General features: G+C 61.9%; 20 protein-coding genes. 6 read left to right on the top strand and 14 right to left on the bottom strand.

Translation table 11 applies throughout. The features are described from left to right. Positions 1–87: 87 nt before the first annotated feature. Entirely contained in the window at positions 88–2,109 is a 2,022-nt protein-coding gene (locus HX821_RS22205) for a pilus assembly protein TadG-related protein (protein WP_256344328.1), read from the top strand. Here the strand turns inward: HX821_RS22205 and HX821_RS22200 are convergent. Beyond that, on the bottom strand, positions 2,106–4,853 hold the full coding sequence (locus tag HX821_RS22200) for a PAS domain-containing sensor histidine kinase (protein ID WP_177036405.1): 2,748 nt from the start codon (positions 4,851–4,853) through the stop codon (positions 2,106–2,108). The two genes, HX821_RS22205 and HX821_RS22200, sit on opposite strands and share 4 nt — an antisense overlap. Then, a complete protein-coding gene (locus tag HX821_RS22195) occupies positions 4,850–5,290 on the bottom strand; it encodes a TadE/TadG family type IV pilus assembly protein (RefSeq protein ID WP_003212919.1) in 441 nt (146 codons plus the stop codon). The genes HX821_RS22200 and HX821_RS22195 overlap by 4 nt, the downstream gene beginning before the upstream one ends. A gap of 71 nt (positions 5,291–5,361) precedes the next feature. Here HX821_RS22195 and HX821_RS22190 point away from each other — a divergent pair, with 71 nt between their 5' ends. Together HX821_RS22190 and HX821_RS22185 are read left to right on the top strand one after the other, a co-directional pair. Further along, positions 5,362–5,847: a prepilin peptidase gene (locus tag HX821_RS22190; RefSeq protein WP_003212917.1), complete on the top strand. Its 486-nt coding sequence runs from the start codon at positions 5,362–5,364 to the stop codon at positions 5,845–5,847. Between the two features lie 114 nt (positions 5,848–5,961). After that, positions 5,962–6,750 carry a response regulator transcription factor gene (locus HX821_RS22185; protein ID WP_003212915.1) on the top strand — a complete coding sequence of 263 codons (789 nt, stop codon included), beginning with the start codon at positions 5,962–5,964 and terminating at the stop codon, positions 6,748–6,750. Here HX821_RS22185 and HX821_RS22180 read toward each other — a convergent pair. From HX821_RS22180 to cpaB, 8 genes are read right to left on the bottom strand one after another with little or no spacing between them, the layout of a single operon-like run. Continuing rightward, complete coding sequence (locus tag HX821_RS22180; RefSeq protein WP_008439006.1) at positions 6,747–7,019, bottom strand: DUF3613 domain-containing protein; 273 nt, start codon at positions 7,017–7,019, stop codon at positions 6,747–6,749. The two genes, HX821_RS22185 and HX821_RS22180, sit on opposite strands and share 4 nt — an antisense overlap. Before the next feature lie 22 nt (positions 7,020–7,041). Next, on the bottom strand, positions 7,042–7,764 hold the full coding sequence (locus HX821_RS22175; RefSeq protein WP_087693100.1) for a tetratricopeptide repeat protein: 723 nt from the start codon (positions 7,762–7,764) through the stop codon (positions 7,042–7,044). Between the two features lie 11 nt (positions 7,765–7,775). Next, positions 7,776–8,660 carry a type II secretion system F family protein gene (locus HX821_RS22170; RefSeq protein ID WP_087693099.1) on the bottom strand — a complete coding sequence of 295 codons (885 nt, stop codon included), beginning with the start codon at positions 8,658–8,660 and terminating at the stop codon, positions 7,776–7,778. A 1-nt stretch (position 8,661) separates the two neighbouring features. Beyond that, positions 8,662–9,546, bottom strand: a complete 885-nt coding sequence (locus HX821_RS22165) for a type II secretion system F family protein (RefSeq protein WP_177022461.1) — start codon at positions 9,544–9,546, stop codon at positions 8,662–8,664. Between the two features lie 11 nt (positions 9,547–9,557). Continuing rightward, on the bottom strand, positions 9,558–10,829 hold the full coding sequence (locus HX821_RS22160) for a CpaF family protein (RefSeq protein ID WP_177036404.1): 1,272 nt from the start codon (positions 10,827–10,829) through the stop codon (positions 9,558–9,560). Then, positions 10,826–12,016: a pilus assembly protein gene (locus tag HX821_RS22155; protein ID WP_177008345.1), complete on the bottom strand. Its 1,191-nt coding sequence runs from the start codon at positions 12,014–12,016 to the stop codon at positions 10,826–10,828. The genes HX821_RS22160 and HX821_RS22155 overlap by 4 nt, the downstream gene beginning before the upstream one ends. Beyond that, positions 12,013–13,236 (bottom strand): type II and III secretion system protein family protein, encoded by a 1,224-nt coding sequence (locus HX821_RS22150; RefSeq protein ID WP_087693097.1) that lies wholly within the window; start codon positions 13,234–13,236, stop codon positions 12,013–12,015. Before HX821_RS22150 ends, HX821_RS22155 begins: the two co-directional genes overlap by 4 nt. A gap of 20 nt (positions 13,237–13,256) precedes the next feature. After that, positions 13,257–14,192 carry a Flp pilus assembly protein CpaB gene (gene cpaB, locus HX821_RS22145; RefSeq protein WP_087693096.1) on the bottom strand — a complete coding sequence of 312 codons (936 nt, stop codon included), beginning with the start codon at positions 14,190–14,192 and terminating at the stop codon, positions 13,257–13,259. A gap of 315 nt (positions 14,193–14,507) precedes the next feature. Here cpaB and HX821_RS22140 point away from each other — a divergent pair, with 315 nt between their 5' ends. Together HX821_RS22140 and HX821_RS22135 are read left to right on the top strand one after the other, a co-directional pair. After that, on the top strand, positions 14,508–14,699 hold the full coding sequence (locus HX821_RS22140) for a Flp family type IVb pilin (RefSeq protein ID WP_008438993.1): 192 nt from the start codon (positions 14,508–14,510) through the stop codon (positions 14,697–14,699). Positions 14,700–14,763: 64 nt separating this feature from the next. After that, positions 14,764–15,171 (top strand): response regulator, encoded by a 408-nt coding sequence (locus HX821_RS22135; protein WP_003212897.1) that lies wholly within the window; start codon positions 14,764–14,766, stop codon positions 15,169–15,171. 115 nt (positions 15,172–15,286) lie between these two features. Here HX821_RS22135 and HX821_RS22130 read toward each other — a convergent pair whose 3' ends face one another. The 4 genes from HX821_RS22130 to HX821_RS22110 form a co-directional block, all read right to left on the bottom strand. After that, entirely contained in the window at positions 15,287–16,972 is a 1,686-nt protein-coding gene (locus tag HX821_RS22130; RefSeq protein WP_177036403.1) for a ShlB/FhaC/HecB family hemolysin secretion/activation protein, read from the bottom strand. Positions 16,973–17,147: 175 nt separating this feature from the next. After that, the gene (locus HX821_RS22125) at positions 17,148–18,860 is read right to left on the bottom strand and encodes a collagen-like triple helix repeat-containing protein (RefSeq protein ID WP_218168051.1); all 1,713 of its coding nucleotides are present in this window, start codon (positions 18,858–18,860) and stop codon (positions 17,148–17,150) included. 292 nt (positions 18,861–19,152) lie between these two features. Then, on the bottom strand, positions 19,153–20,001 hold the full coding sequence (locus tag HX821_RS22115) for a MaoC family dehydratase (RefSeq protein WP_003218642.1): 849 nt from the start codon (positions 19,999–20,001) through the stop codon (positions 19,153–19,155). Between the two features lie 2 nt (positions 20,002–20,003). After that, positions 20,004–21,356 (bottom strand): 3-oxoacyl-ACP reductase, encoded by a 1,353-nt coding sequence (locus HX821_RS22110; RefSeq protein ID WP_177036401.1) that lies wholly within the window; start codon positions 21,354–21,356, stop codon positions 20,004–20,006. 114 nt (positions 21,357–21,470) lie between these two features. On the opposite strand from HX821_RS22110, the gene HX821_RS22105 reads away from it, so the two are divergent. Further along, on the top strand, positions 21,471–22,748 hold the full coding sequence (locus tag HX821_RS22105; protein ID WP_177036400.1) for an acetyl-CoA C-acetyltransferase: 1,278 nt from the start codon (positions 21,471–21,473) through the stop codon (positions 22,746–22,748). The last annotated feature ends 58 nt before the right edge of the window (positions 22,749–22,806 follow it).

Raw genomic sequence — 22,806 nt, 5'->3', positions numbered from 1 at the left:
GGCCTGCAGCCCCCGCCGCTCTTGACTACACTCCCAAGCAACACAGGAGAGTAAGCGCTCGGCAGTGTGCCGGCAAAGGAGTGCTCGATGTCTCTTCGACTTCGTTCCGGTCACCACGCCGGGCCTGCAAGGCAGCGCGGTGCGGTTGGCTTGGTGGCGGTCTTGACCCTGGGCATGGTGCTGGTATTCATGTTGCTGGTGGTTGATAGCAGCCGTTTGTACCTGGAAAAACGCCAGTTGCAGGGGATTGCCGATATGGCGGCACTGGAGGCAGTGCAGCGTAAGGGGGATTGCCTGCCCGCCACCAATACCGCGCCCACCTATGCCGGTGCCAGCGCAGTGCGCAACGGTTATGTCATCCCGCCAGCAAACGCCCTGATAGTGAAATGCGGCGTGCTGACCACCGGCGCCACCAACCAGCGGGTGTTCTCCGCAGACGCGACCAAGACCGATGCCATCCAGGTGACTGCCTCGCGCCCGATCATGACCAGCGTTGCCGGGGGGGTCTGGGCGTTGTTCAGTGGTAGCGGCTACAACTTCAACACCCAGTTGTCTGCCGTCGCGGTGGCGGCGCCGAAGATCCTGCCGCCTCAGGCGCAATTGACGATCAAATCGACCCTGGTCACTGTGGACTCGAGCAAATCAGCAGCACTGAACCTGTTGTTCGGCCAACTCTTGGGCGGCTCACTAAACCTGAGCGTGGCAGGCTGGCAGGGCCTGGTAGACACCAACATCAACTTGCTCAGCTACCTCAACCAGTTGGCGTTGAACGTGGGCGTCACGGCCGGAGCCTACGATCAACTGCTGACCAAGACGGTCAAGATCAGTCAACTGGTCGACGCAGCCATTACGGTGCTCAGTGCCGGAGGCAATACAGCCAGCGTGGCGGTCAGCGGTCTTACCAGTATCAACGCGATAATCGGCAACCTTGATGTCACCCTGGGCAGCCTGCTGCAGCTGCAAACGGGGGCGGTGTCGGCGGGGCTGAACACCAGCCTGAATGTGTTCCAGCTGGCCGAAGCCTTTGTGCAATTGGCCAATACCAAGAACGGGGTGGTGGCGACCATCCCGGTGAATATTCCGGGCCTGGTGAATGCAGGTGTTCAGGTCAAGGTGATTCAGCCACCGCAGTTGTCCGCTATTGGCGATCCGCGGTTTGCCGTGGATAAAACTTCAGCAACCCGCATTTACGTAAAAACGGCTCAGATCAGCGTCGGCCTGACGTTAGGGTTGCCACCGCTGGATTCTCCCACGGTGCAGGCCGCCCTGAACGGCTTGGTCGGGCCGCTTTCGGACGTTTTGAACAACTTGTTGAGCTTGAACCTGGGAGGAACCATCAGTTCGGTGCTGTGTGTACTGGGTGGTTATTGCCAGATGACGAATTTGCAGGTGCTGTCGTCATCCTCAAACCCGCCGGCCGCCAGGATAGATGTGGTCCTTCAACTGGGCACGGCTGAAAGCTATGTCACCGGGTTTACCTGCGTCAGCGACGCTACCAAGACCCTGACCACCCAGACCAATGCCTCGATCGTTACCGTGCAAATTGGCCAGAGCCCGCAACTGATCAACGCGTTCAACAGCAACACCACCCTTAATCCGATTCCTCCAGTGCCGGTGGTGGATATCGGATCCATTACCTGTTTCAAACCCTTGCTGGGCCTGGGGCCTACCACTTGTGATCCATCCACCCGCAAACCGTTTTACGGGGGCGGCCTGGGCTTGAGCGTCAACAGTCCGGTGGGCGCTGCGACAAGTGCCTTGCCCCCCCACACGTACCTTCAGCCGCCGGAAATCAACCTGCCGCCGCAGTACTACGCCTCATCGACAGCCAGCCTTCTCAGCGCGATCAGTAACGCGTTGAGCGGTATCCAGTTCCAGGTCTACAAGCCAACGGGGTTCAATCTGCTGGGAGGGTTATTGACGACGGCGGGCACAGTGCTAAACGGGCTCAACAGCACCTTGGGCACCGTGATTGGCGGAGTGCTCAGCCCTATTCTGGACCCGGTGGTGAACAGCCTGTTGTCGAACCTTGGGGTTAACCTGAACGCGGTGGAAGTGGGCGCCAACCTCAGTTGCCGGCCGCATGGGCAAGCGGCCCTGGTGAATTAGGCTTCAACCACCGGCAGCTCCACACAGAACTTCGCCCCATGCTCGCTGTTGGCGACGCTCAACCGGCCGCCCATGTTCTCGACAATGCCGTAGCTCACTGACAACCCGAGGCCGGTGCCCACGCCAATCGGCTTGGTGGTGAAGAACGGCTCGAAAATCCGCTCCAGCAGCCGCGGGTCAATCCCGCCGCCGTTGTCCTCGACCCAGATGCGTACGTGGCGGCTGTCCTGCTCGATCTGCACCGAGATCCACGGTTGCAGGTCGCGGTCGTGTTCGCGTTTGCTCAGCAGGGCATCGCGGGCGTTGACCATCAGGTTGATCAGCACCTGCTCCAGCTGGTCGACATAGCCTTTGACCTGCACCGTCACGTCTAGCTGTGCCACGCGCAGGTCCACGCCTTTGCCGCGCATGCCTTCACTGAGCAGCGACAGGGTGCCTTCCACCGCCTGCGCCGGGTTGAAGGGCTGCTGTTCGACTTCCGAACGGCGGCCGAACACCCGCATGTGGTCTACCACGCGGGCTGCGCGCTGGACCTGGGAGTCGATACGCTGGAGTTTTTCCGTCAGGTAGTCGATTTGTGCATCACCGTTGCTCAAGCGCTTGAGCACGTTGACGATGGCCATGCGCATCACATTCAACGGCTGGTTGATCTCATGGGCCAGGCCGGTGGCCATTTCGCCGAGGGTGGCCATTTTGGCGCTTTGGGTCAGTTGCTGCTGGGAGCGGCGCACTTCGGTGTTGTCGCGGCCCACGGCCTGCACTTCCTGCAATTGGCCCTGTTCGTCGAACACGCCCCGGTCCGACCACACCCACCAGGCATGTGTGCGCCCCGGCAGTTGCAGGCTGATTTCGGCGGTGCTCACGGGGAACTCCGGGGTCAACTGCCGGATGCGCTGCACAAATGCCTCGCGTTGTTCTTCGGACAACCACTGGCTGAGGTTCATGCCCGGCAGCTGTCCAGGCAGGCATTCCATGTAGTTGGCCAGGGGCGTGTTGCCGAAGGTCAGGGTCAGGTCCGGAAGGTAGCGGCAGATCATGGCCGGGGAGTCTTCCACGAGGATTCGATAGCGCTCCTCGCTTTCCTTGACCCGTTGCGCCGCCAGGGTCGTCTCGGTCACATCCAGCCACAGGCCCACGGCTTCCACGGGCAACCCGAGGTCGTCGCGCAGCAGCCGGGCTTCATCCAGCAGCCAGTGGTAATTGCCCTGTGTGTCGAGCACCCGGTAGCGACTGCGCACGCTGCCTTCGCGCAGCAGTTGGCGGGTACGGTCGAAGTAGAGGTCGCGGTCTTCGGGGTGGATCCACTGGTTCAGCGTCGCCGGGGTGAAGTCGGCCAGGGTGCGGCCAAGCAGCGGCAGCAAACTGTCGCTGAAGAACACCGGTTGCAGCGTGCCCTCGACGTAGCGCTGCACATAGATCACAGCCGGGGAACTGGCGATCAGGTTATCCAGGCGTGCGTGGGCGGCGGCGGCCTGTTGCTCCTGGTTTTTTATGTCGCTGATGTCGAGCATGAAGCCCACCAGGCGGCGATGCTCACCCGAGCCCAACGCTTGCCCCTGCACGCGATACCAGATGGGGTTAAGCGCCGCGTCGGCACGTTGCAGGCGCACACTGGTGGACAGCGGTTTGCCCAGGGTCTTCAGGTCTTGCAGGCGGCTGGCGAGTTCTTCCCGGTCGGCAGGGTGAATCAGCTTGAGCCACATGGGTAGCGACAGCTGTGTGATCGCCTCGCCTTGGCTCAGGGTGTGCAGCAGCGGTGGGGCGAGTTCGAGGTCTTCAGTGTGTGGGGACAGCTCCCACCAGCCGGTGCCGAGCAATCCTTGCAGCGCGTCGAGGCGTTCCAGCTGCTGTTGATGGCGCAGTTCGCGCAGGCGGCCGAGCAGCGGTGCCGCGAGGGCGGCGGTCAGTTGCAACCAGTCACGGTCGCTGGTGTGTTCCTGGCGGTGATACACCCCGCACAGCAGCCATGCGCCCACGCCCAGGCCGTCGCGGTAGGGCACCAGAAAACCATCGGTATTGCCAAACAGGCCTTGCAGGCGTGGGTGTTCGCTGTGGCCACGGTTTACCTCCAGGCTCACTGGCGCCGTGCCGCCCAGGCTGTCGAGGCTGGAGCCCAGGGCTTGGCCGTTGCTCCAGAGTACCGGCGCATCGTGGGCGGTGTAACAGCCCTCGATGCACCACGCCTGGCCCTGCTCATCCAGCAAGGCGATGGCGACGCAGGGGATGTGCCAGTGCTGGGAAATAGCCTGCAGAGTGTCTTGCAGTACTTCGGGCAGGCGCACCAGGCTGCAGACCCGCAGTTGCTCGCTGATCTGGTCGCTCACCCGTTGATTGTGTTCGCGCACCTGGGTGAGTTGGCGATGGGCAATCAGGTCGCCAATGTCCAGCAATTGCAGGAGCCAGCACTTGCCTTCGGGTTGGACCCAGCCACGGGTATGCAGGGTTTGCCCGGCGAGCCCCTTGAGCTCCAGGTCCAGGCTTTGCCCCTGCCAGTCGCTGGGCGTGCCCTCGATCACCAGGCGGCTCGCCGCAGTGAGGTAGTCGAGCAGCGAGGGTGCCTGTTGCTGTTGCGCAGCGGGGTGTTCGAGTCGATGGCGAAGCGGGCCATGGACATCCATTACGCGGCCCTGGGCGTCCAGGTAGAACAACAACGCGGCGGTTGCCGGGATCGCTGCCGGTGCGTCAGCAGGCAGCTGGTTGCCGCGTCCGAGCAGGCGGCCGAAGAGTTTATCGCCTGAGGTCAAAACTGCATGCTCGACTGGGCGGACAGCATGGGAGGCAGGGCGGGGACGGTACCGATGCCTGGCAGTACCAGGAACGGCAGCACACTTTGGAGGCTGGACGTCGGGTAGTTGATGTACACCGTCAACACGCCTGACGAGTTGTAGACGGCCGTCACGTACCCGGGAAGGAATTTGAACTGGGAGGGGATCCACGCCAGTTGTGCCTGCGCCGCACTGACGGCCTGCAGCGGCAGTGCCGTGACGTAGCCAGGCGTGGCGGGGTCCAGCGCGACGCTACGTCTTACGCCTTCGGCGGCGGCCTGGGTAAAGGACTGCATCAGCAATAACGGCAAGCTGTAGCTGACCAGGCCATAAAAAATCGCAAAAAAAATCATGAAGACCATCGCGAACTCCAGCGCGGCGGCACCTTTTTGCTTTTTAGCGAGGCCTTTTTTCATGACTCGTCTACCCTGACTACTACTACCTGATATCAGCATAGAATCATTCAGCAAAAAGGGATTTTTTTTACGTGATTCAAAGCCTCGTCCTGGTCGTTTGGCTCGCGCTGTGCGCTGTGCAAGATATCCGTCTACGTCAGGTCTCCAACCGTTTGACCCTCGGCGCAGCCTTGCTGGCGTTGGGTTACCTGTTCTGGAGCGGTACGACCTGGCTCGGTGCACCGGCTGTCGAGGGCGGTGTGGCCTTTGTCCTGGCGTTGTTGTTCACCCTGCCGGGGTACGCGCTGGGCCGCCTGGGCGCCGGTGACGTGAAGCTGATCGCGGCATTGGGGCTGGCAACCGACTACCTCTACGTACTGGGCACTTTTATCGGCGCCGGCCTCGCGAGCGCAGCCTGGCTGTTGCTGGCGCCAAGGGTGTGGCCGCTGATGAATCAAGGGCTTAGGAATACCTTGCAGTACCTTGATCCGGCACATTCGGCCAGGCAGCCGTTCGTGCCGTTTTTACTGATCGGTTTTTGCCTGTCCTGGTTTTGGATCCCATTAGTCGCCACGTAGGGTATCGCTATGTACATAGTAGGAAAGTACGTCTACGTTTATGGGTAAGTTGCATAGGAAAAATGGTCGGAATGGATACATCGGTCCTTTTGCTTGCCAGGCATGGAGTAGCGCGTGAACAAGCTTACCTCTCAAGTGAAAGTGCTCGTGGTGGACGATCAGCCTTTGATCGTGGAAGAGCTTTGCGAATTTCTTGAAAGCAACGGTTACCGTTGCGTCCCTTGCGCATCCAGCCAGGAAGCCATCGAGCGTTTTCGCGACGATGCCGAGATCGGCCTGGTGCTGTGCGATCTGCATATGCCCGAGATGGATGGCATCGAACTGGTCCAGGCCCTGCAACACCTGGCCGGCAAGCAACGGGTCTTTGAGGCCATCATGCTGACCGGGCGTGCAGACAAGCAGGACGTGATCAAGGCCTTGCGCGCCGGGATTGCCGATTACTACCAGAAGCCGATCAATTTGGGCGAGCTGCTCGAAGGGTTGCAACGCCAGGTGGTCGCGCTGCAGGACCGGCAGAAAGATCTCGACCTGGGGCACCTGAACCAGAAGCTGCAGTTTCTCTCGGCGTCCATCGATGACCTTTATCATGACCTCGACAAGGTGCGCAGCAGTCCGCAATCCGGCCTGTCGACTGAAGCCGAGGGTGAAGTCAGCGACACTGACCGGGTTGAAATACCGGCGATCTTCAATCAGTTGTCGCCCCGCCAACTGGATGTCGCAAGGCTGGTAGGCAAGGGCCAGACCAACTACCAGATTGCCTGTGAGCTGGGCATCACTGAAAACACCGTGAAACTCTACGTGTCCCAAGTGCTGCGCCTGACCCATATGCACAACCGAACCCAGTTGGCGCTGGCGTTATCGCCGAACAATTCTGCGGCGCGCCAGCGCGTCACTGCGCATTAGTTGTTGCTGCCTGGGGTGTTGCCGCCCAGTTTCTGGTCGTAGTACTCAGGAATAGGGTGTTTGTAACTGTCCAGCAGGCGTTGCATGGCCTGGTCGCGTTCAGCGGGCGTGGCCTTCTGCCGGATGGGAGATGCGCGTTCGCCACTGACCTGCAGTTGCAGCCAGCCTTCGGTCTGTTTTTGCTGTGGCGAAGAAGGCCCCGGCTCAATAGCCAGCACCGTCAGCGGCAGGCTGGCGAACAGCAGCGTGGCGAGCAGTGTGAATTTCATCGTGTGTACTCCCTTCAGAGACCTATTTGACCGGCGCTTGCAGCACGTCGCCTACGGTTGCGACCTGATCTTTTGGCGCTGTCGTCGGTGAGACGGGCGCCTTGAGTTGCTGCGCCCGGGCCTGGGCTTGCGTCACTTGTTCCGGGCTCAGGCCCATGCGGCTGGCCACTTGTGCGGCTTGTTCCCAGTTGTCCTGGTAGATCATCAGCGTCACCAGATTGATCGCCGCCAGTTGATCGCTCTGCTTGAGCTCCATGGCCGTCAGGAATTCGAAGCGTGCATCTTCCACGCGCCGTTGATTGAGGTACACCACGCCCAGGTCGTTGCGGATTTTCTCGTCGGTGGGCGACATCCTGGCCGCGCGTTGCAAGTGCGCCATGGCCTGGCCGTTGTCTCCCCTGGCCGCTGCCAGCTGGCCGAGCCCGTGCTCGCCTTCGGCAGCCATGCAGGTGCCGAGCAGGCTGCGGTACAACGGTTCGGCTTCGCTGCGGCCCAGCAGGCGGTACACCTTGGCCTGGCGCTGGCGCACCTGGGGCAGGTTGTCCGGCAGGTTTTGCAGGTTGGCCAGGCTGGCGTGCAGCTTGCCCTCGTTGGCCATGTCGTCGGCCAGGTTCAGCGATAACTCCTGATCGGAGTTGGGCTTGGCACAACTGCCCTGCGCGCTGAAACCCGCCCACGGCAGTTGCCCGTTACTGGCGCAACCACTTAACAACAACAGGCTGCAGGCGACCATCAATGTCTTCATTGCATGTCCTCTCAAGGCACGAAGGCTTTGGCGATGGCGATAAAGCCAGGGCCGGCCAATACGATCAGTAATGCGGGAAACAGGAACAGCATCATCACCACGGACATTTTGGCGGACATCTTGGAAATGTATTCCTGCAGGCGGGTCAGGCGCCGGTCATCCAGCAACTGCTTGAGCGATTGCAGCGACTTCATCGCCCCGCCGCCCTGATGCAGAAGCTGCTGGAGGATCAGGCACGTGTCGCTGAGTTCATCGACGTCCAGCATCTGGCTGGCCTTGTTCAATTCCTCCCCCAGTTCCAGCCCGGAATCGACGCGTGCCAGCACCAGGCGCAGTTCGGCGGTCAGTACCGGCAGCAACTTTTGCGCGTCGTAGGCCATGACCCGCAGCGCCTGCTCCACGGCCATGCCTGACTCAAACAGAATGCGCACCAGGGGGATGAAGGTCGCTACTTCCCGGGAGATTTTCCCCTGGCGCCTTTTGGCGAGTGCCACCAGTATTCGCTTGGGCAGCAGGTAGCCGATGATCAGGCCCAGCAGGGAGATCACAAACTCATGCTCGGTGCCGGGAAAGAACAGCTCCAGTGTCATCGCGGTCAGCCCCAGCAAAACTATCGGTGAACCGATCTGGCAAGCGGCGAACATCGAGCGTTGGCTGGTTTTTCTCCAGCCCATGCGGTTGAGCAGGATTTGGGTTTCGTTATCGAGGCTGATGGTGCGCTGGCCGATCCGGGTGCTGCCCAACTGGTGCAACCACTCACTCATTTTGTCATTGCGGCTTGGCTCGCCCTGCAGCCGCTGGGCGACCACGCGTTGTTGACGACGACTGCTCAGGATATTCGCCAGCAGCAGTGATAACGCGGCAAGAAACAATACGGCACTGATCAGTATCGCCATCTCAGATACTCCGCAACATGCGCCACAGCGCCACGCATCCGATGACTTGCAAGGCGAACGCACCGAGCATCAGGCGTTGGCCGCTGTGGTCATCCCACATGGCCATCAGGTACGTCGGATTAACGAGCAGGAAGTAGCCCGCGACACTCACCGGCAGTACCGCCAGCACCAGCGCGGTCACCCGGGTTTCACCGGTCATGGCGCGTAATTGCCGTGCGCCCTGGTCGCGCTCGCGGATCATCTTGATCAGGTTTTCCAGCAGCTCACTGGCGTTGCCGCCGTAGCGGTGGTTGACCTTGAGGCCCAGGGCAAACAGGCGCAATTCATCCTGTTCATAAAACTCGGCATAGTCATGAGCGGCCTCCGGCAGGCTGACACCCAATTGCACATTGCGCTTGATACGACCCATGGACTTTTTCAACGGGTCGTCACTGGCATCGATTCCGCTCAGGATGGCGTCCGCCAGGGTGCGTCCGGATTTCAGGCTGCGTACGGCGTGATCGAGCAATTGCGGGAGTTGTTCGATCATCCGGCGCAGCCGCCGCTGGTAGCGTACGGCGATGTACAGGCGCAGTGCCAAGGGCGGTGCCGCCACCATCACAAACAAGCCTATCCACTGTCCCACGAGCCCCCCCAGCAGGGCGCCAAAGGCCCACAGGGTCAGCCACAGGCCGAGGCGCTCGGTTGGCCGGCCGAGGCCTGCACGGATAAACGTGCGTTCCAGGCTGGTGGTCACCGCGTTGTCTTTCATGGCCTGGGGTTGCCCTTCGGCCAGGCGTTCCAATACCCGGTCGGTCTGGGCCTTGCGCAAACCGTTGCGCATCAGGCTTATCCCCAGCACCAGAAGGGCCACGGCGAGCAGGGCGAGCAGAATCGGACCGATCATCGGGTTGCCTCCTACATCGGCAGGTGACCTTCGTGACGCAACTTGTCACCGGCCGGGTTGACCGCTTCGCGCAGGAAGCCAAAGCCGGTGCGCTTGTCGTGGCGAAACAGGGTGTTGGTGACGTACACGTCTTCGCGGATGCCCACCACTTCCACCACTTCGCTGACACAGCGGCGGCCATCGGGCAGGCGCGTCAGCTGGATCACCACATCCAGCGCCGCGCAGATCATTTGCCGCAGGGTTTTTTCCGCGACGACCCGGCCGGTCAGGCCCACCAGGGTTTCCAGGCGCAGCAAGGCGTCCTGGGCGTTGTTGGCGTGCACGGTACTCATCGAGCCGTCGTGGCCGGTGTTCATGGCGGTCAACACATCGATGACTTCCACGCCCCGGATCTCGCCGAGGATGATCCGGTCGGGGCGCATCCGCAGGGCGTTGCGGATCAAGTCACTGGCCTTCACTTCCCCATGCCCCTCGGCATTGGGCGGGCGGGTTTCCAGGCGCACAACGTGGGGATGGCCCAGTTGCAACTCGGCCACGTCTTCGATGGTGACCAGGCGCTCGCGGGGGTTGATCAACTGGCTGAGAATGTTCAGCAGTGTGGTTTTACCGGTGCCGGTACCGCCGCTGATCAGGATGTTGCAGCGCTTGCCGACGGCTTCCTTGAAAAAGTCGAAAATGGCCTGGTCGATGGTTTGCATGGCCACCAGGTCGCTGCTTTTAAGCATGTCCTTGCGAAACTTTCGAATCGACAGGCACGGCCCGTCCAGGGCAATCGGCGGAATGATCGCATTGACCCGGCTGCCATCGGGCAGGCGCGCATCGACCATCGGCGACGACTCATCCAGCCGGCGTCCCAGGGGTGCGAGGATGCGCTGCATGACCCGCTCGACATGGTGGTCGTCAATGAAGCGCAAGTCACTTTGTTGCAGCAGGCCATCGCGTTCGACGAATACCCGGTGCGGGCCGTTGACCAGGATCTCGGTGACGGTCGGGTCGCGCAGCAGCACTTCCAGCGGGCCGAAACCGGTCAGCTCATCGACGATCTCTTCGGCCAGGCGCTCCATCTCATAGCGGGAAATCGCCAGGTGCATACGTGTGATGTATTCGGCCACCTTGTCGATCACAAACTGCGCCAGGGACTGGCGTGTGCCTTCCAGCAGATTTTTTCCCGAATCCTCGATGGCATCGATGATGTAGCGATGCAGCACCAGCTTCAGGCCGTCGTGATCAGTGTTGCCGACGTTGCCGCGCGGGGCGACGCCAAACAGCTTCTCGCCGTTCATTTGGTCCTCAGAAGGCGGTTGAGCCAATTGGTGGAGGGTTTTTCCAGGCCCTCGGAGCGTTTTGCCAGGCGCTCACCCAAGCCGCGCAACGTCTGTGTCAGGGCTTCCCGTGGGGCCAGGGCGAACAGGGTCTGGGCCTGGTTCTTGGCACTCAGGCGCACTTCCGGGCTCCAGGGCAGGACGGCGATTACCTCCAGCCCGAAGCTCTTGCCCAGTGCCTCCGAGTCCGGGGCGGCCCCCTTTAGGTAGCGGTCTACCAGCAGGCGGGCATGGTCGAGTTTCATGCCTTTTTCCCGCCACAGGTTGAGTACGGCCAGGTTGCGGCGGCAGTCCGGCACGCTTTGGTCGGTGCACCACAGCAGTTTGTCGCAATGGCTGACAAAGGTGCGCAAGGCTTCGCTGTCGGGTTGGCCGGTCAGGTTCACCACGATGTGCTGGAAGTGCTGGCGCAGGGCGCTGAGCAACATGTACAGCTCGGCCGCGCTGGTACGCTCCAGGGGCTCGTCGTTGTTGTGGTAGGCGAGGATGCGCAGACCGGCTTCGGCGGTGGTGAAGGCGCTGTTGATCAGGGTTGAGTCCAGGCGCCGCAAGTGACGCAGGGCGTCGCCGAAATGAAAAGAACTCTCCAGCCCCAGCAGTGCGAGGCTGTCAGCGAGTGGCAGGCCCAGGTCGAGCAACAGCGTTTGCTGCCCGCTTTTTTGCACCACCAGCGCCAGGTGGCTGGCGATCAGCGCGCCGTCGGCATTGCCTTGGGTGCCGTAGAGCACGGTCAGTCCGCCCAAATGGGTATTCGGGGTGACCGCCGGCAAGCGTTTGCTCAGGCGCCGAACCAGGCCGGCAACCTCACTGGAGCGCGAGCCGTAGGCCACGAAATCCCGTGCGCCGGCGCGCATCGCGTTCAGTACAAGCTGGTTGTCCATGCCATCGCCCAAGGCGACGATGGCAAGCATCGGCTTGGCTTCCAGGGCACCTTCGATCAGGGCGCACTGGGTGGTGACGTGTTCCCGGTCCAGGCCGATGAACACCAGGTTGGCGAACGTCACGTCTACCAGTGCCAACAGTTCGTCGAGGCTGCCGGCACCGGCGCTGACCACTTGCCCCAGGGGCGCGAGTGCGCCCTGAAGCCATTCCAGATCCGTGGTGTTGCGGGTAATTGCCAAAAAGGTCTGGCTCAGGCTCTCACTCATTCGGACAGTCCACTGCGGCGGTCGAAATTGCCGTTTTCGAGGAAATACAGGCGGTACCAGTTAGGGTCGTAATTGCGCAGCTTTTCCCCTGGCAACGAAGGCAGTTGGGCGTTGGCCGCCAAGGGCTGCACGAGGTGCGGGGTGACGATCATCAGCAGCTCTTTTTCCTGGCGATTGATGCTGGAGTCGCGAAAGAATGCACCGAGGATCGGGATGTCACCCAGGCCCGGGAATTTGCTGACGCTGGAGGTGTTGTTGGTGCTGATCAGGCCGCTGATCACGAAGCTTTCGCCGTCGGCCAGGGAGATGCTGGTGTCGGTGCGCCGGATGGTCAGCGCCGGCACGGAGATACCCTGGATGTTGACCGCGTTGGTGTAGTCCAGCTCACTGACCTCTGGCGCGACCTTCAGGGAAATTCGCCCATGGTCGATGACGGTCGGGGTCAGGGTCAGGCGAATACCGAACTCTTTGTATTCGATGGAGATGGTGTTGCTGCCGCTGCTGGGCACCGGGATCGGTACTTCACCACCGGCGAGGAAGGTCGCACTTTGGCCACTGAGCGCCACCAGGCTCGGCCGGGCCAGGGTGTAGGCAAAGCCGCTGCTTTCCAGGGCGTTGATCATGGCCGAGACACGGCCGCCGCCAAAGCCGATGTTGAAGGTGTCGTTGTTCACCGGGAGCCCACGGAATCCTGTGGCCGCGGGGTTGGCAACATTGTTCGGGGCGCCGAACAGAAAGTTGCCGCCCCGGCCAAAGATCGAGGTACTGGCCTCCTTGAGTTTGGTGCGGCTCACTTCTACAAAGCGGATGTCGGTTTGCACCTGGCTGGGCAGCGTCGGGTCATCGGACGGCGCCAGGGCCAGGCTGGTCAGGGCTGACGTGGCCTTGCCCTTGACGAACACCATGCTTTGGCGCGGGCTGCTGGAGCAGGCCGTCCAGACCATCAGGCTGGTGGTGCCCGAGGCGATGCCGGTGAGCAGGAACGCCTGGTTGCCGTTGACCTGCACATCGGCCACTTTCGGATCGCCAATGGCCAGCCGCGTAATCGGCACCGGCGACTGGATAGCCTGTTGAGCGCCTTCACCCACCTCCAGCACTGCCGGCAGCTGGCCCAGGCCCGTGCAGTTGCCGGGTGCTGCCAGTGCAACGCCGACAGGCAGGCTCAGGGTGAGAAGTGCCCAGAAAATTCGCGAAAAAGACCACACGAAACGACTGCTCATTCAAGGCATCCTTAGCTCTTTCAGGGCGTTTGTTGGGTAACCTGATTGCCACGTATTACTTCGACGCCTGAACGCCTTGGCGCACCATTGCCGGCGGGACTCAGGCCGTTGACCGGCGCTGTACTGAAGGCCAGCTGGTTGAACTGGTAGAGCTCGCGCCGGGTGTTTTCTAGGTGGGTCGCGGACTCCGTTTCACCGGCCCAGTATTGGCTCAGCAGTTGTTCGTCGGCACTGCGTACAGCCAGGCGCAGTACGCCGGACTGGGCTGCGAGCATCAGCCGGCTCAGGAGCTCCTCCGGTACGGCGAGGAGTACCGTGCGCGCGCTGGCGCGACTCTGCTGCGCCTTGAGTTTTTCGTCGGGGGTGGTCGGTGGCACGGAGCCGGGCGTGCCGTCGTTGGTCAGCCCCAGTTGATCGCCGACGCCCAGCAGGCGCAAGGCGGGCACCACGATTTGTGCGGACTGCTGCGGGTTGCTGGCTTCCTGGCGCAGGAAGAGCAGGACGTCCACATAGTCCCCCGGGGAGAGTTGCCCGCTGGCGCCGATCACTTCATCCACGGCGACGGCAAGCGCGCGTTCGTTAGGGCGGATCATTCGCGCCACGGTGCCGCCGGAGTTGAAGCTCTCCTCGGTCAGCCAGGTCCCGGCCGACAGCGGCCGCCACGGGATCTTGCCCACGGCCTGGTCGAGGCTGGTGAGGCTGCCGGCGGGAACCGTGCGCAGTTTTTCCAGGGTCAGGTCGGCGGCGGTGAGCGCAACAAAAGGTGCAACGTCATGGGCCAGCACCACCACGGGTTGGCGTGTCTGGTCTTCGGCTACGGGTTGCACGACTTCAGGCGTTTGGGGCACGGGCGGTGCGACAGGGGCAGGGCGGCTGAGTACCAGGCCCCAGTAGCCTGCAATCAGTGCACCTACCAACAGCAGCCCGGCGAGGATCAAGCTAATCCGACTGTTCATGAAGGCTCTCCCTTTCCTGCTGCATCCACTGCTGTTCCCACTAATGCTTGCGTATCCGGATCGCTTCAAGCTTCTAACTATTTCGCTATTTGAAGGTAGTTCAGCTAAGACAAAACGCCATTACCGGGCGAAAAATATCTCCAGAAACCTCTGCGAAAGTGGGATTTTTGGCGTCAGCCGGCCGACTAATACTTTGTGATTAATCAGTTCTTACAGTTGTTGGTCTGGGGTTTGTTGACAATGCTCTAGTGGCACACCGAAATCATTTTTGTGATGCCGCGATACCAGCGCCGTGGGCGCAAAGGAGAAGTCATTATGTTCCTTGATCTTATTCGCATGGGTTTCATCAAAGTCCAGATTTTTTTCTATTCCAAAGAGGGCGCATCGGGTATCGAATACGCACTGGTTGCGGCGATGGTCGCTGTGGCGCTGGCTGCTTTTATTACACCTATCCGGACGGCCATAACCGGCGTCTTCAACTCGATACAGGCCGGCATTCATACCTGACCCCGGTACTCGCCTAAACGTGCAGGTTCCGCTGAATGATCTATTGCGTATCAGGCATTTCCACATGAACTCCTCTTCGGCTCCCCGGCAACAAATCCTTTTGGTGGATGACGAAGAGGACGCCCTTATTGAACTGGCCGAGTCGCTGGAGAATGAAGGCTTTGTCTGTTTTACCGCGACCTCGGTCACCTTTGCCTTGCAGGAGCTGACCCTGCACCCCGATATCGCACTGGTGATTACCGACCTGCGCATGCCCGAGGAAAGTGGTATTTCCTTGATCAAGCGTCTGCGCGAACACACCGCTCGCCAGCACTTGCCGGTGATCGTCATGTCCGGCCACGCCGAGATGGATGATGTCAGTGACATGCTGCGCCTGCAGGTGCTGGACCTGTTCCGCAAGCCGATCTACCTGGTGCGCTTGATCGATACCCTCAACAACCTCTTCCCCATCCCCAAGATCAGATTGATGTAGTAGCGAGCTTGTGTGGGAGCGGGCTTGCTCGCGAAAAACGTCAACGATAACGCGGGCAGTCTGGTTCCCCGCGTTGTCTGGACGTTCTTCGCGAGCAAGCTCGCTCCCACAGGGTTCAGAGTTGGTAGCTGAAACTCAGCGTATACCGCGGCCGCCGATTGAAGCTGTCCAGGGCGATATCCGACATTGGCTTGGCCGCTTCCAGCGCGATGTTGTAGTACTTGTTATCCCCGAAGCGCAGGCCCACCGCTGCCGATGACATGTTGTTGCCCTTGGCCGGCAGTTCGTTGAACCAGGTCTTGGCCTTGTCGAGCACCACGTACGGCTGCAGGATTTTTACCCACTCACCGCTGCGGTTGAAGCTGTAGTTGACCTCATACGCCACGCCCCAGCCCTTGTCGCCCGAGCCCTGGTCATCCGGGTAGCCACGCCCGAAATTCTGCCCGCCGAACGTCGCGCGTTCGCTGTCGGGCAGGGTGTCGTTGCTCCAGTAGAAGGCACCCGATGCCACGCCTTGCCAGTTGTCGAAGAACTTGTCGCTCTGTACGCCCGAGACGCGCAGGCGGAAGAAGTCGATGTCGGGTTTTATGCCCTCGAAGTCACTCCGGGTGCTGGCGCCCAGGCCGTCGATGCCCTGGTACAGGCCGGCGCTGAGAATGCGCAGTTGGCGCGTGTCGGATTTGCGCCAGTCACCTTCGAACGCCAGGGCGCGCAGGTTGGTTTCCAGGTCGAAACGTTGCGGGAAACCCACCAGTTGATAACGGGTGGTCTGGTCCACGGCATAGAGTCGCGTGCCCAGGGTCAATGACTCGGTAGGGGAGGCAATCAGCGGATGGCTGAGGCCGACGGAGTAGCGGTCAACCTCCTGGTGTGGCTTGAGTTCAAAACCGCCGTCCAGCTGCACGTTGCTGCGCGGGTCGGCGCGGTAGCGCTCGGCGTTGACCACCAGTTGAGTGCCCTCGGCATTCACGAACTGGCTGTAGCCCAGGCGGTAGTAGTGCTCCTTGTCCTCGCCGGGCGGGAACAGGCCGCTGACGCTCAGTTGTTCGCCCAGGGATGTCTGGGAATTGCTGGTGCCGGTGATCAGGGCTTGCAGGCCGCCACGGCTGTCGTCCGTCATGCTCATGCTGCTGGTGAAGGGTTTGCGCGAGGCCTGGATCTGCATGCGCGTGCCGCCATCGGTGGTGCCCGGCGGCGGTACTTGCGCCTGCAGCGTTACACCTGGAATGCGGCCCATCAAGGTGGTGTAGCGTTCGAAGGTCTTGCGGGTCAGCGGGCGCTCGGCCAGCAGCTTGGCCGCCAGTTTGTCGACGTAGGCCGAGACCGAGCCAATGTCGCCCTGCACGTTGTAATCCTTGATGTAGCCCTCCACCAGCACCACGCGCACCAGGCCGTTTTCGAAGCGCTGGTCGGGCAGGTACGCGTAGGACAACAGGTAGCCGTCCTGCTGGTAGCGGCGGGTGATGCCGCGGGTGGCTTCGATCAGTTGTGCCAGGTTGGTTTCATGGCCAATCAGCGGTTCGAAAACCTTGGCCACATCCTGGAGCGGGTAGATCGTCCCTCCGTCGATTTGCAGCTTGCGGATGGTCACTTTGGTGTCCATCAACAATGGCTGGCCCTGGGTTGCCGCCGGCTCGGGCAGTTGGGTCTGTGGGGTGACCGGGCGATAGGCATCGGCGGGGAGGTTGGGTACCGGCAGGTTGCGAATGGTGTCGTTGCTGTTGAGGTAGCTGGGCAGGGTCTCGGCATGGACGCTGGCAGCAATGAGGGTGAGTAGAAACAAAGGCGTCAAGGCGCGCATAGGACACTCCATGGTCAAAACTGCTGCAGCGTTTTCGCTAGGCCCGCCGGGTTCTGGGACACGGTTCGCAAAGCCATTCATTGGCCAATAAAAAAGACGAGAGACTCGTTGGAATCTCTCGTCTCAACCAAGCGTAGGCGCTGTAGGGGAGGCCGTCTAATGGCCAGGTGCAATTCTATTTTTTGCCGGTCAGCCCACCGAGCAGACCTCCCAGGCCGCCGCCTGTGTTTGCATTTGCATTGGCAGTGCCCGTAGCGGTGGCACCGGCACCCACGTTCAAGCCACCGAGCAGACCGCCACCGTTACTGCTGGTGCCGCCGGTTACCAGGCCACCCACCGAGCCGACGGTATTGCCGACGGCATTCAGGGTACCGCCCACAGCGTTAGTCACCGGATTGGCATTCGCCGCCGTCAGGTTGGTGCCCAGGCTGCTGACTGCGCCGCCGACCTGGGTAACCAGACCATTCACCGGTGCGCCGATCCCGGTGCTGGTGCCGATGTTTTGCGTCAGGTTGGCAACACCCGAGGTCACTGGGTTGAGTGCGGTGCCGACATTGGTCGCCAGGCCTGCAACAGGAGCCGTGGCTGCAGTGTTGGCCACGCCATTGCCACCGATCAGGGTGCCGAGCGACGCGACGGTGTTACCCACTTGGCCACCGGTTACACCGGCTGCACTGACAGTGCCGTTGGTGTTGCCGGCATTCAGGCCGTTGCCGACGTTGGCGACAAGACCGCCGACGAGTTCAGGCAGGCCCGATTGAGGGGTCGTGGTAGCCGGGTTGACGTAACCGCTCGACTTATCAAGGGTGGTGCCAACGCCAGTCAACACGCCACCGACGAGTGTCCCGACAGGGTTGCCTGCGCCGCCGGCGCTGGCCACCTGGCCGCCAAGGCCGGTGACAGTGGAGCCGACTTTATCCAGTACGCCGCCGACCGGGTTGCCCAGGCCTGTTTTATTGCCCAGGTTGCCGGTGGTGTTTTCCACCAGGGAGACCACCGGTACCAATACGCTTTTACCCACCGTATTGGTCACGCTGCCCAATGGCCCGGTGGTGCTGGCAGTGCTCAAGGTATCGCCGAGCATGGTGACGGCCTGGCCGACCTGATCAACCACGCCACCTGCCGCACCGCCCACGCCACCGGTCAAGCCGCCGACTACGGGAATGCCGCCGAGTGTGGTGCCCAGGGATTTGCCGGTGTTGGAAACGCCGGTGCCCAGGTCGGCAACGCCATCGGCCACACCGGCAACGGTTGTGCCCACGGAGTTGCTATTGGTACCCAGCGTGCCCAGGCCGTTGCTCAAGCCGCCGCCGATACTGTTGACGGCGGTGCCTGTCGCGGTGACCAGCCCGCCGGCAGTGGTGCCGACAATGGGAACAGTGGTCAGGGTCGTGCCCAGGTTACCTACCGTGGTGCCGACATTACCGACGACACCGCCCACAGCGCCTACTACCTGGCCGGTGACCAGGGGAGTGGTCGAGCCGGTGCCGCCGCCAGTACCACCGCCAGTGCCGCCACCGGTACCGCCGCCGGTACCTCCACCAGTGCCGCCGCCGGTGCCACCACCGGTACCTCCACCAGTACCTCCACCAGTACCGCCGCCGGTGCCACCACCGGTGCCGCCGCCAGTACCACCGCCGGTACCTCCACCAGTGCCGCCGCCGGTGCCACCATCAGTGCCACCATCAGTGCCGCCGCCAGTGCCACCACCGGTACCGCCGCCGGTGCCTCCACCTGTTCCACCGCCAGTACCGCCGCCAGCATCCGGAGAGGAGGCTGCGACGCTACTGTGATGACCACCACCACCGCTGCTGCAGCCTCCGAGGCTTACTGCCAGAATCAGGGCCAGCGCGGTACTTGCTTTCCACAACACGACTTGAGTTTTCATGATTGAGTTCCTTGCACCTGGTACAGCCTTTGTTGTTTTCGAAGTTCGCTGTTTCTAGGGACAGCGATACATTCGTCCGTTATGGCTATAACAGTCCCGGGTGCGCGCTCTCGCAACGCTCAACTTGGTATTAACGATTTATATACACGAAGAGTTAGTTTGCTTAACGACTAATACCAAGGGTGTAGAAGGCAGCGGTGTTTAAGTTGTAAGTTTATTAAAATCAATGAGTTGATAAGAGTAGCGAGCTATCGATAGCTCGCTATAACTTAAGATGTATATATACAATTTATCAGGCGATGGGCCGCCAGCGGCCGACCATGTGTTCAATGTCCCCGGCGCCTTTAAGTTGCAGCTCACCGCTGGAGCCGGGGGCGCTCGTGAACAACGTTACCTCACTGGGCAAGCGCACCGGCTTTTTAAACTCGACATCTATCTCGAGATTGGCGGCTGGCAAATGCTCACTCAGTGCCGCCAGTGTGCGGGCCTTGTTCCACAGCCCATGGGCGATGGCCTGGGGAAAGCCGAATAACCTGGCAGTGAGGGCGCTCAAGTGAATCGGGTTGTAGTCGCCGGACACCCGGGCGTAGCGGCGGCCAACATCGGCGGGGGCTTTCCAGCGGGTCAGTTCGGCGACAGCGGCAGGGGGTTGCAGCGGGTTGTCCGTTGCTGCGCCATCGAGTTTCACACCGCGACAGAGCATCCGGCTTTGCGCTTCCCACAGTAGCCCCAGTGAATCTTCGACCGTGGTCACAATATCGAATGTCGCGCCCTTGGCATGGGGCTGCAAATTCTGCGCGTAAACGCCGACCGTCAAGTCACTCACACCGCCCAACGGGCGCAGGATGCGGATCCGGTTGCTCAGGTGGATCAATCCCAGCAGCGGGAAAGGAAACGCCTTGTCAGTGAGCAATTGCATCTGCAGGCCGAATGCCAGGATATGCGGATAGGTGGCCGGCAAGACCGGGCTGTCGGCAAACCCGCAGACCTTGCGATAGGCCGCGACTTCCCTGGGGTTCACACTGACCCGGCAGCGCAACCCTTGCTCGGGCAGCGTGGTGCCGGTGATCTTGCGCTTGAGTGCCGCGCGCCAATACAGCGGTGGCAGGAACGGGGTGCTGCCTAATGTGTGCCACTCCATGCTTACGCTCCCAATAGACTTTGCCCACACACCCGCAACGCTTGCCCGCTGACCGCGCCCGAGCCCGGCTGGCCGAGCCAGGCCACCGCCTCGGCGACGTCCTGGGGCAAGCCGCCCTGGCCCAGCGAACTCATGCGGCGCCCGGCCTCACGCAGGGCGAAGGGAATGTGTGCGGTCATCTGGGTTTCGATAAAGCCTGGGGCCACGGCATTGATGCTGATCCCGCGCTCACCGAGCAACGGCGCCCAGGCCTGGGCCAGGCCAATCAGCCCGGCCTTGCTCGCGGCGTAGTTGGTTTGCCCGCGGTTGCCGGCGATGCCGCTGATGGATGCCAGCAGCACCACGCGACCGTTGTCGTGCAGGGTGCCGCTGTCCAGCAGCGCCTTGGTCAGCACTTGCGGCGCGTTGAGATTGACCGCCAAGACTGCGTCCCAATATTCCGGCGTCATGTTGGCCAGGGTTTTATCGCGGGTGATGCCGGCGTTGTGCACCACGATGTCGATGCCGTCCGGCAGGTGTTCGATCAGTTGGGTGGCGGCGTCTTCGGCGCAGATATCCAGGGCGATGCTGCGGGCGCCCAGGCGCGCGGCCAGGGCATCGAGGTCGGCCTTGGCTTGTGGCACGTCCAGCAGGATCACCTCGGCACCGTCGCGGGCCAGGGTTTCGGCGATCGAGGCACCGATGCCGCGGGCGGCGCCGGTCACCAGGGCCTTGTGCCCGGCGAGCGGGCGCGTCCAGTCCGCGACCTGGGTCGCGCAAGGGTTCAGGCGAATGACCTGGCCGGAGATATAGGCACTTTTCGGCGAGAGGAAGAACCGCAACGCACCCTCCAATTGATCCTCGGCCCCGTCGCCCACGTACAGCAATTGCAGGACGCCGCCGCTGCGCAGCTCTTTGGCCAGCGACCGGCTGAAGCCTTCAAGGGCCTGTTGGGCACTGGCGGCAAACGGGTCGCCGAGGCTTTCCGGGGCGCGGCCAAGGATCACCAGGTGCGCGCTGTGGTCGAGGTTCTTCATCAACGGCTGAAAGAATTCCCGCAACTGCTTGAGTTGATCGGTGTGCTGCAACTGGCTGGCGTCAAATACCACGGCCTTGAGCTTGGGCCCGTGGCCGGGAATCCAGGTGGTTGCCGTCGACGGTTCGGTGCCGTAGCTATAGATAGCGTCGGTCAGCTTGTTGGCGAACGGCAGGATTTTTGTCGCCAGCGGGCCGCCGCCGATCAGCAGCGCACCCTCCACCGGACGCAGGCGTCCGGCCTGCCAGCGTTCCAGGCGTACCGGTGACGGCAGGCCAATGGCGGCGACCAGGCGATGGCCGAGGCTGGAGTTGGCGAAGTCGATATAACGGTCAGACATGGAACGCTCTCCGAGTGCTGGGGTTCAAACGGTGGACCATCAATAGGTGAAAGTCGTTCGATTGAGCCTAGGCTAGGCTCAGAGATTCACCCCATAACCTCAAGGGAGCTTTCCATGACTCAATTGCGCCGTGTAGCGATCATTGGCGGTAACCGCATCCCCTTCGCCCGCTCCAACGGCCCTTACGCCACGGCGAGCAACCAGGCGATGTTGACCGCCGCCCTCGAAGGCCTGATCGAACGCTACAACCTGCACGGCCTGCGTATTGGCGAGGTGGCCGCCGGGGCGGTGCTCAAGCATTCCCGCGACTTCAACCTGACCCGCGAGTGCGTGCTGGGCTCGCGCCTGTCGCCGCAAACCCCGGCCTACGATATTCAGCAGGCCTGTGGCACGGGGCTGGAAGCCGCGTTGCTGGTGGCGAACAAGATTGCGCTGGGGCAGATCGAAAGCGGGATTGCCGGCGGCGTCGACACCACGTCCGACGCGCCTATCGGGGTGAATGAGGGCCTGCGCAAAATCCTGCTGCGAGCCAATCGCAGCAAATCCATGGCGGATAAACTTAAAGTCTTGTTACAACTTCGTCCCCATCACCTCAAGCCGGAGCTGCCGCGCAACGGCGAGCCGCGCACCGGGTTGTCCATGGGCCAGCATTGCGAGTTGATGGCGCAGACCTGGCAGATCCCCCGCGCCGAGCAGGATCAGTTGGCGCTGGAAAGCCATCAGAAAATGGCTGCGTCCTACGCTGAAGGCTGGCAAAACGATTTGCTCACGCCCTTTCTTGGCCTGACCCGCGACAACAACCTGCGCCCCGACCTGACCCTGGAAAAACTCGCCAGCCTCAAGCCCGCCTTCGAGCGCAGTGAAAAGGGCACCCTCACCGCCGGTAACTCGACGCCGCTGACCGATGGCGCCTCGTTGGTGCTGCTGGGCAGTGAAGCCTGGGCCAAGGAGCGCGGCTTGCCGATTCTCGCCTACCTGCGCGATGGCGAAGCGGCGGCGGTGGATTTCGTCAACGGCGCCGAAGGCCTGCTGATGGCGCCGGTGTACGCCGTGCCTCGCCTGCTGGCGAGGAATGGCCTGACCCTGCAGGACTTCGATTACTACGAGATTCACGAAGCCTTTGCTGCCCAAGTGTTGTGCACGCTGAAAGCCTGGGAAGATCCGGAATACTGCAAGACCCGCCTGGGGCTGGATGCACCGCTGGGCTCTATCGACCGCAGCCGCTTGAACGTCAAGGGCAGCTCATTGGCCGCCGGCCATCCGTTTGCTGCCACGGGCGGGCGTATCGTCGCCAACCTGGCCAAGCTGCTGGACGCAGCCGGTAAGGGCCGGGGCCTGATCTCGATCTGCGCCGCCGGGGGCCAGGGCGTCATCGCGATTATTGAGCGCTGATCTCGGCTATGATCGGGCCGCCGGTCAATTTGGCATATTGGATGCATTCTTAAGCGGT

This window comes from Pseudomonas sp. B6001 (genome assembly GCF_013386015.1).
Taxonomy (GTDB): domain Bacteria; phylum Pseudomonadota; class Gammaproteobacteria; order Pseudomonadales; family Pseudomonadaceae; genus Aquipseudomonas.
The sequence above is the reverse complement of the archived record's forward strand: the minus strand, read 5'-3'. Positions and strand labels throughout refer to the sequence as shown.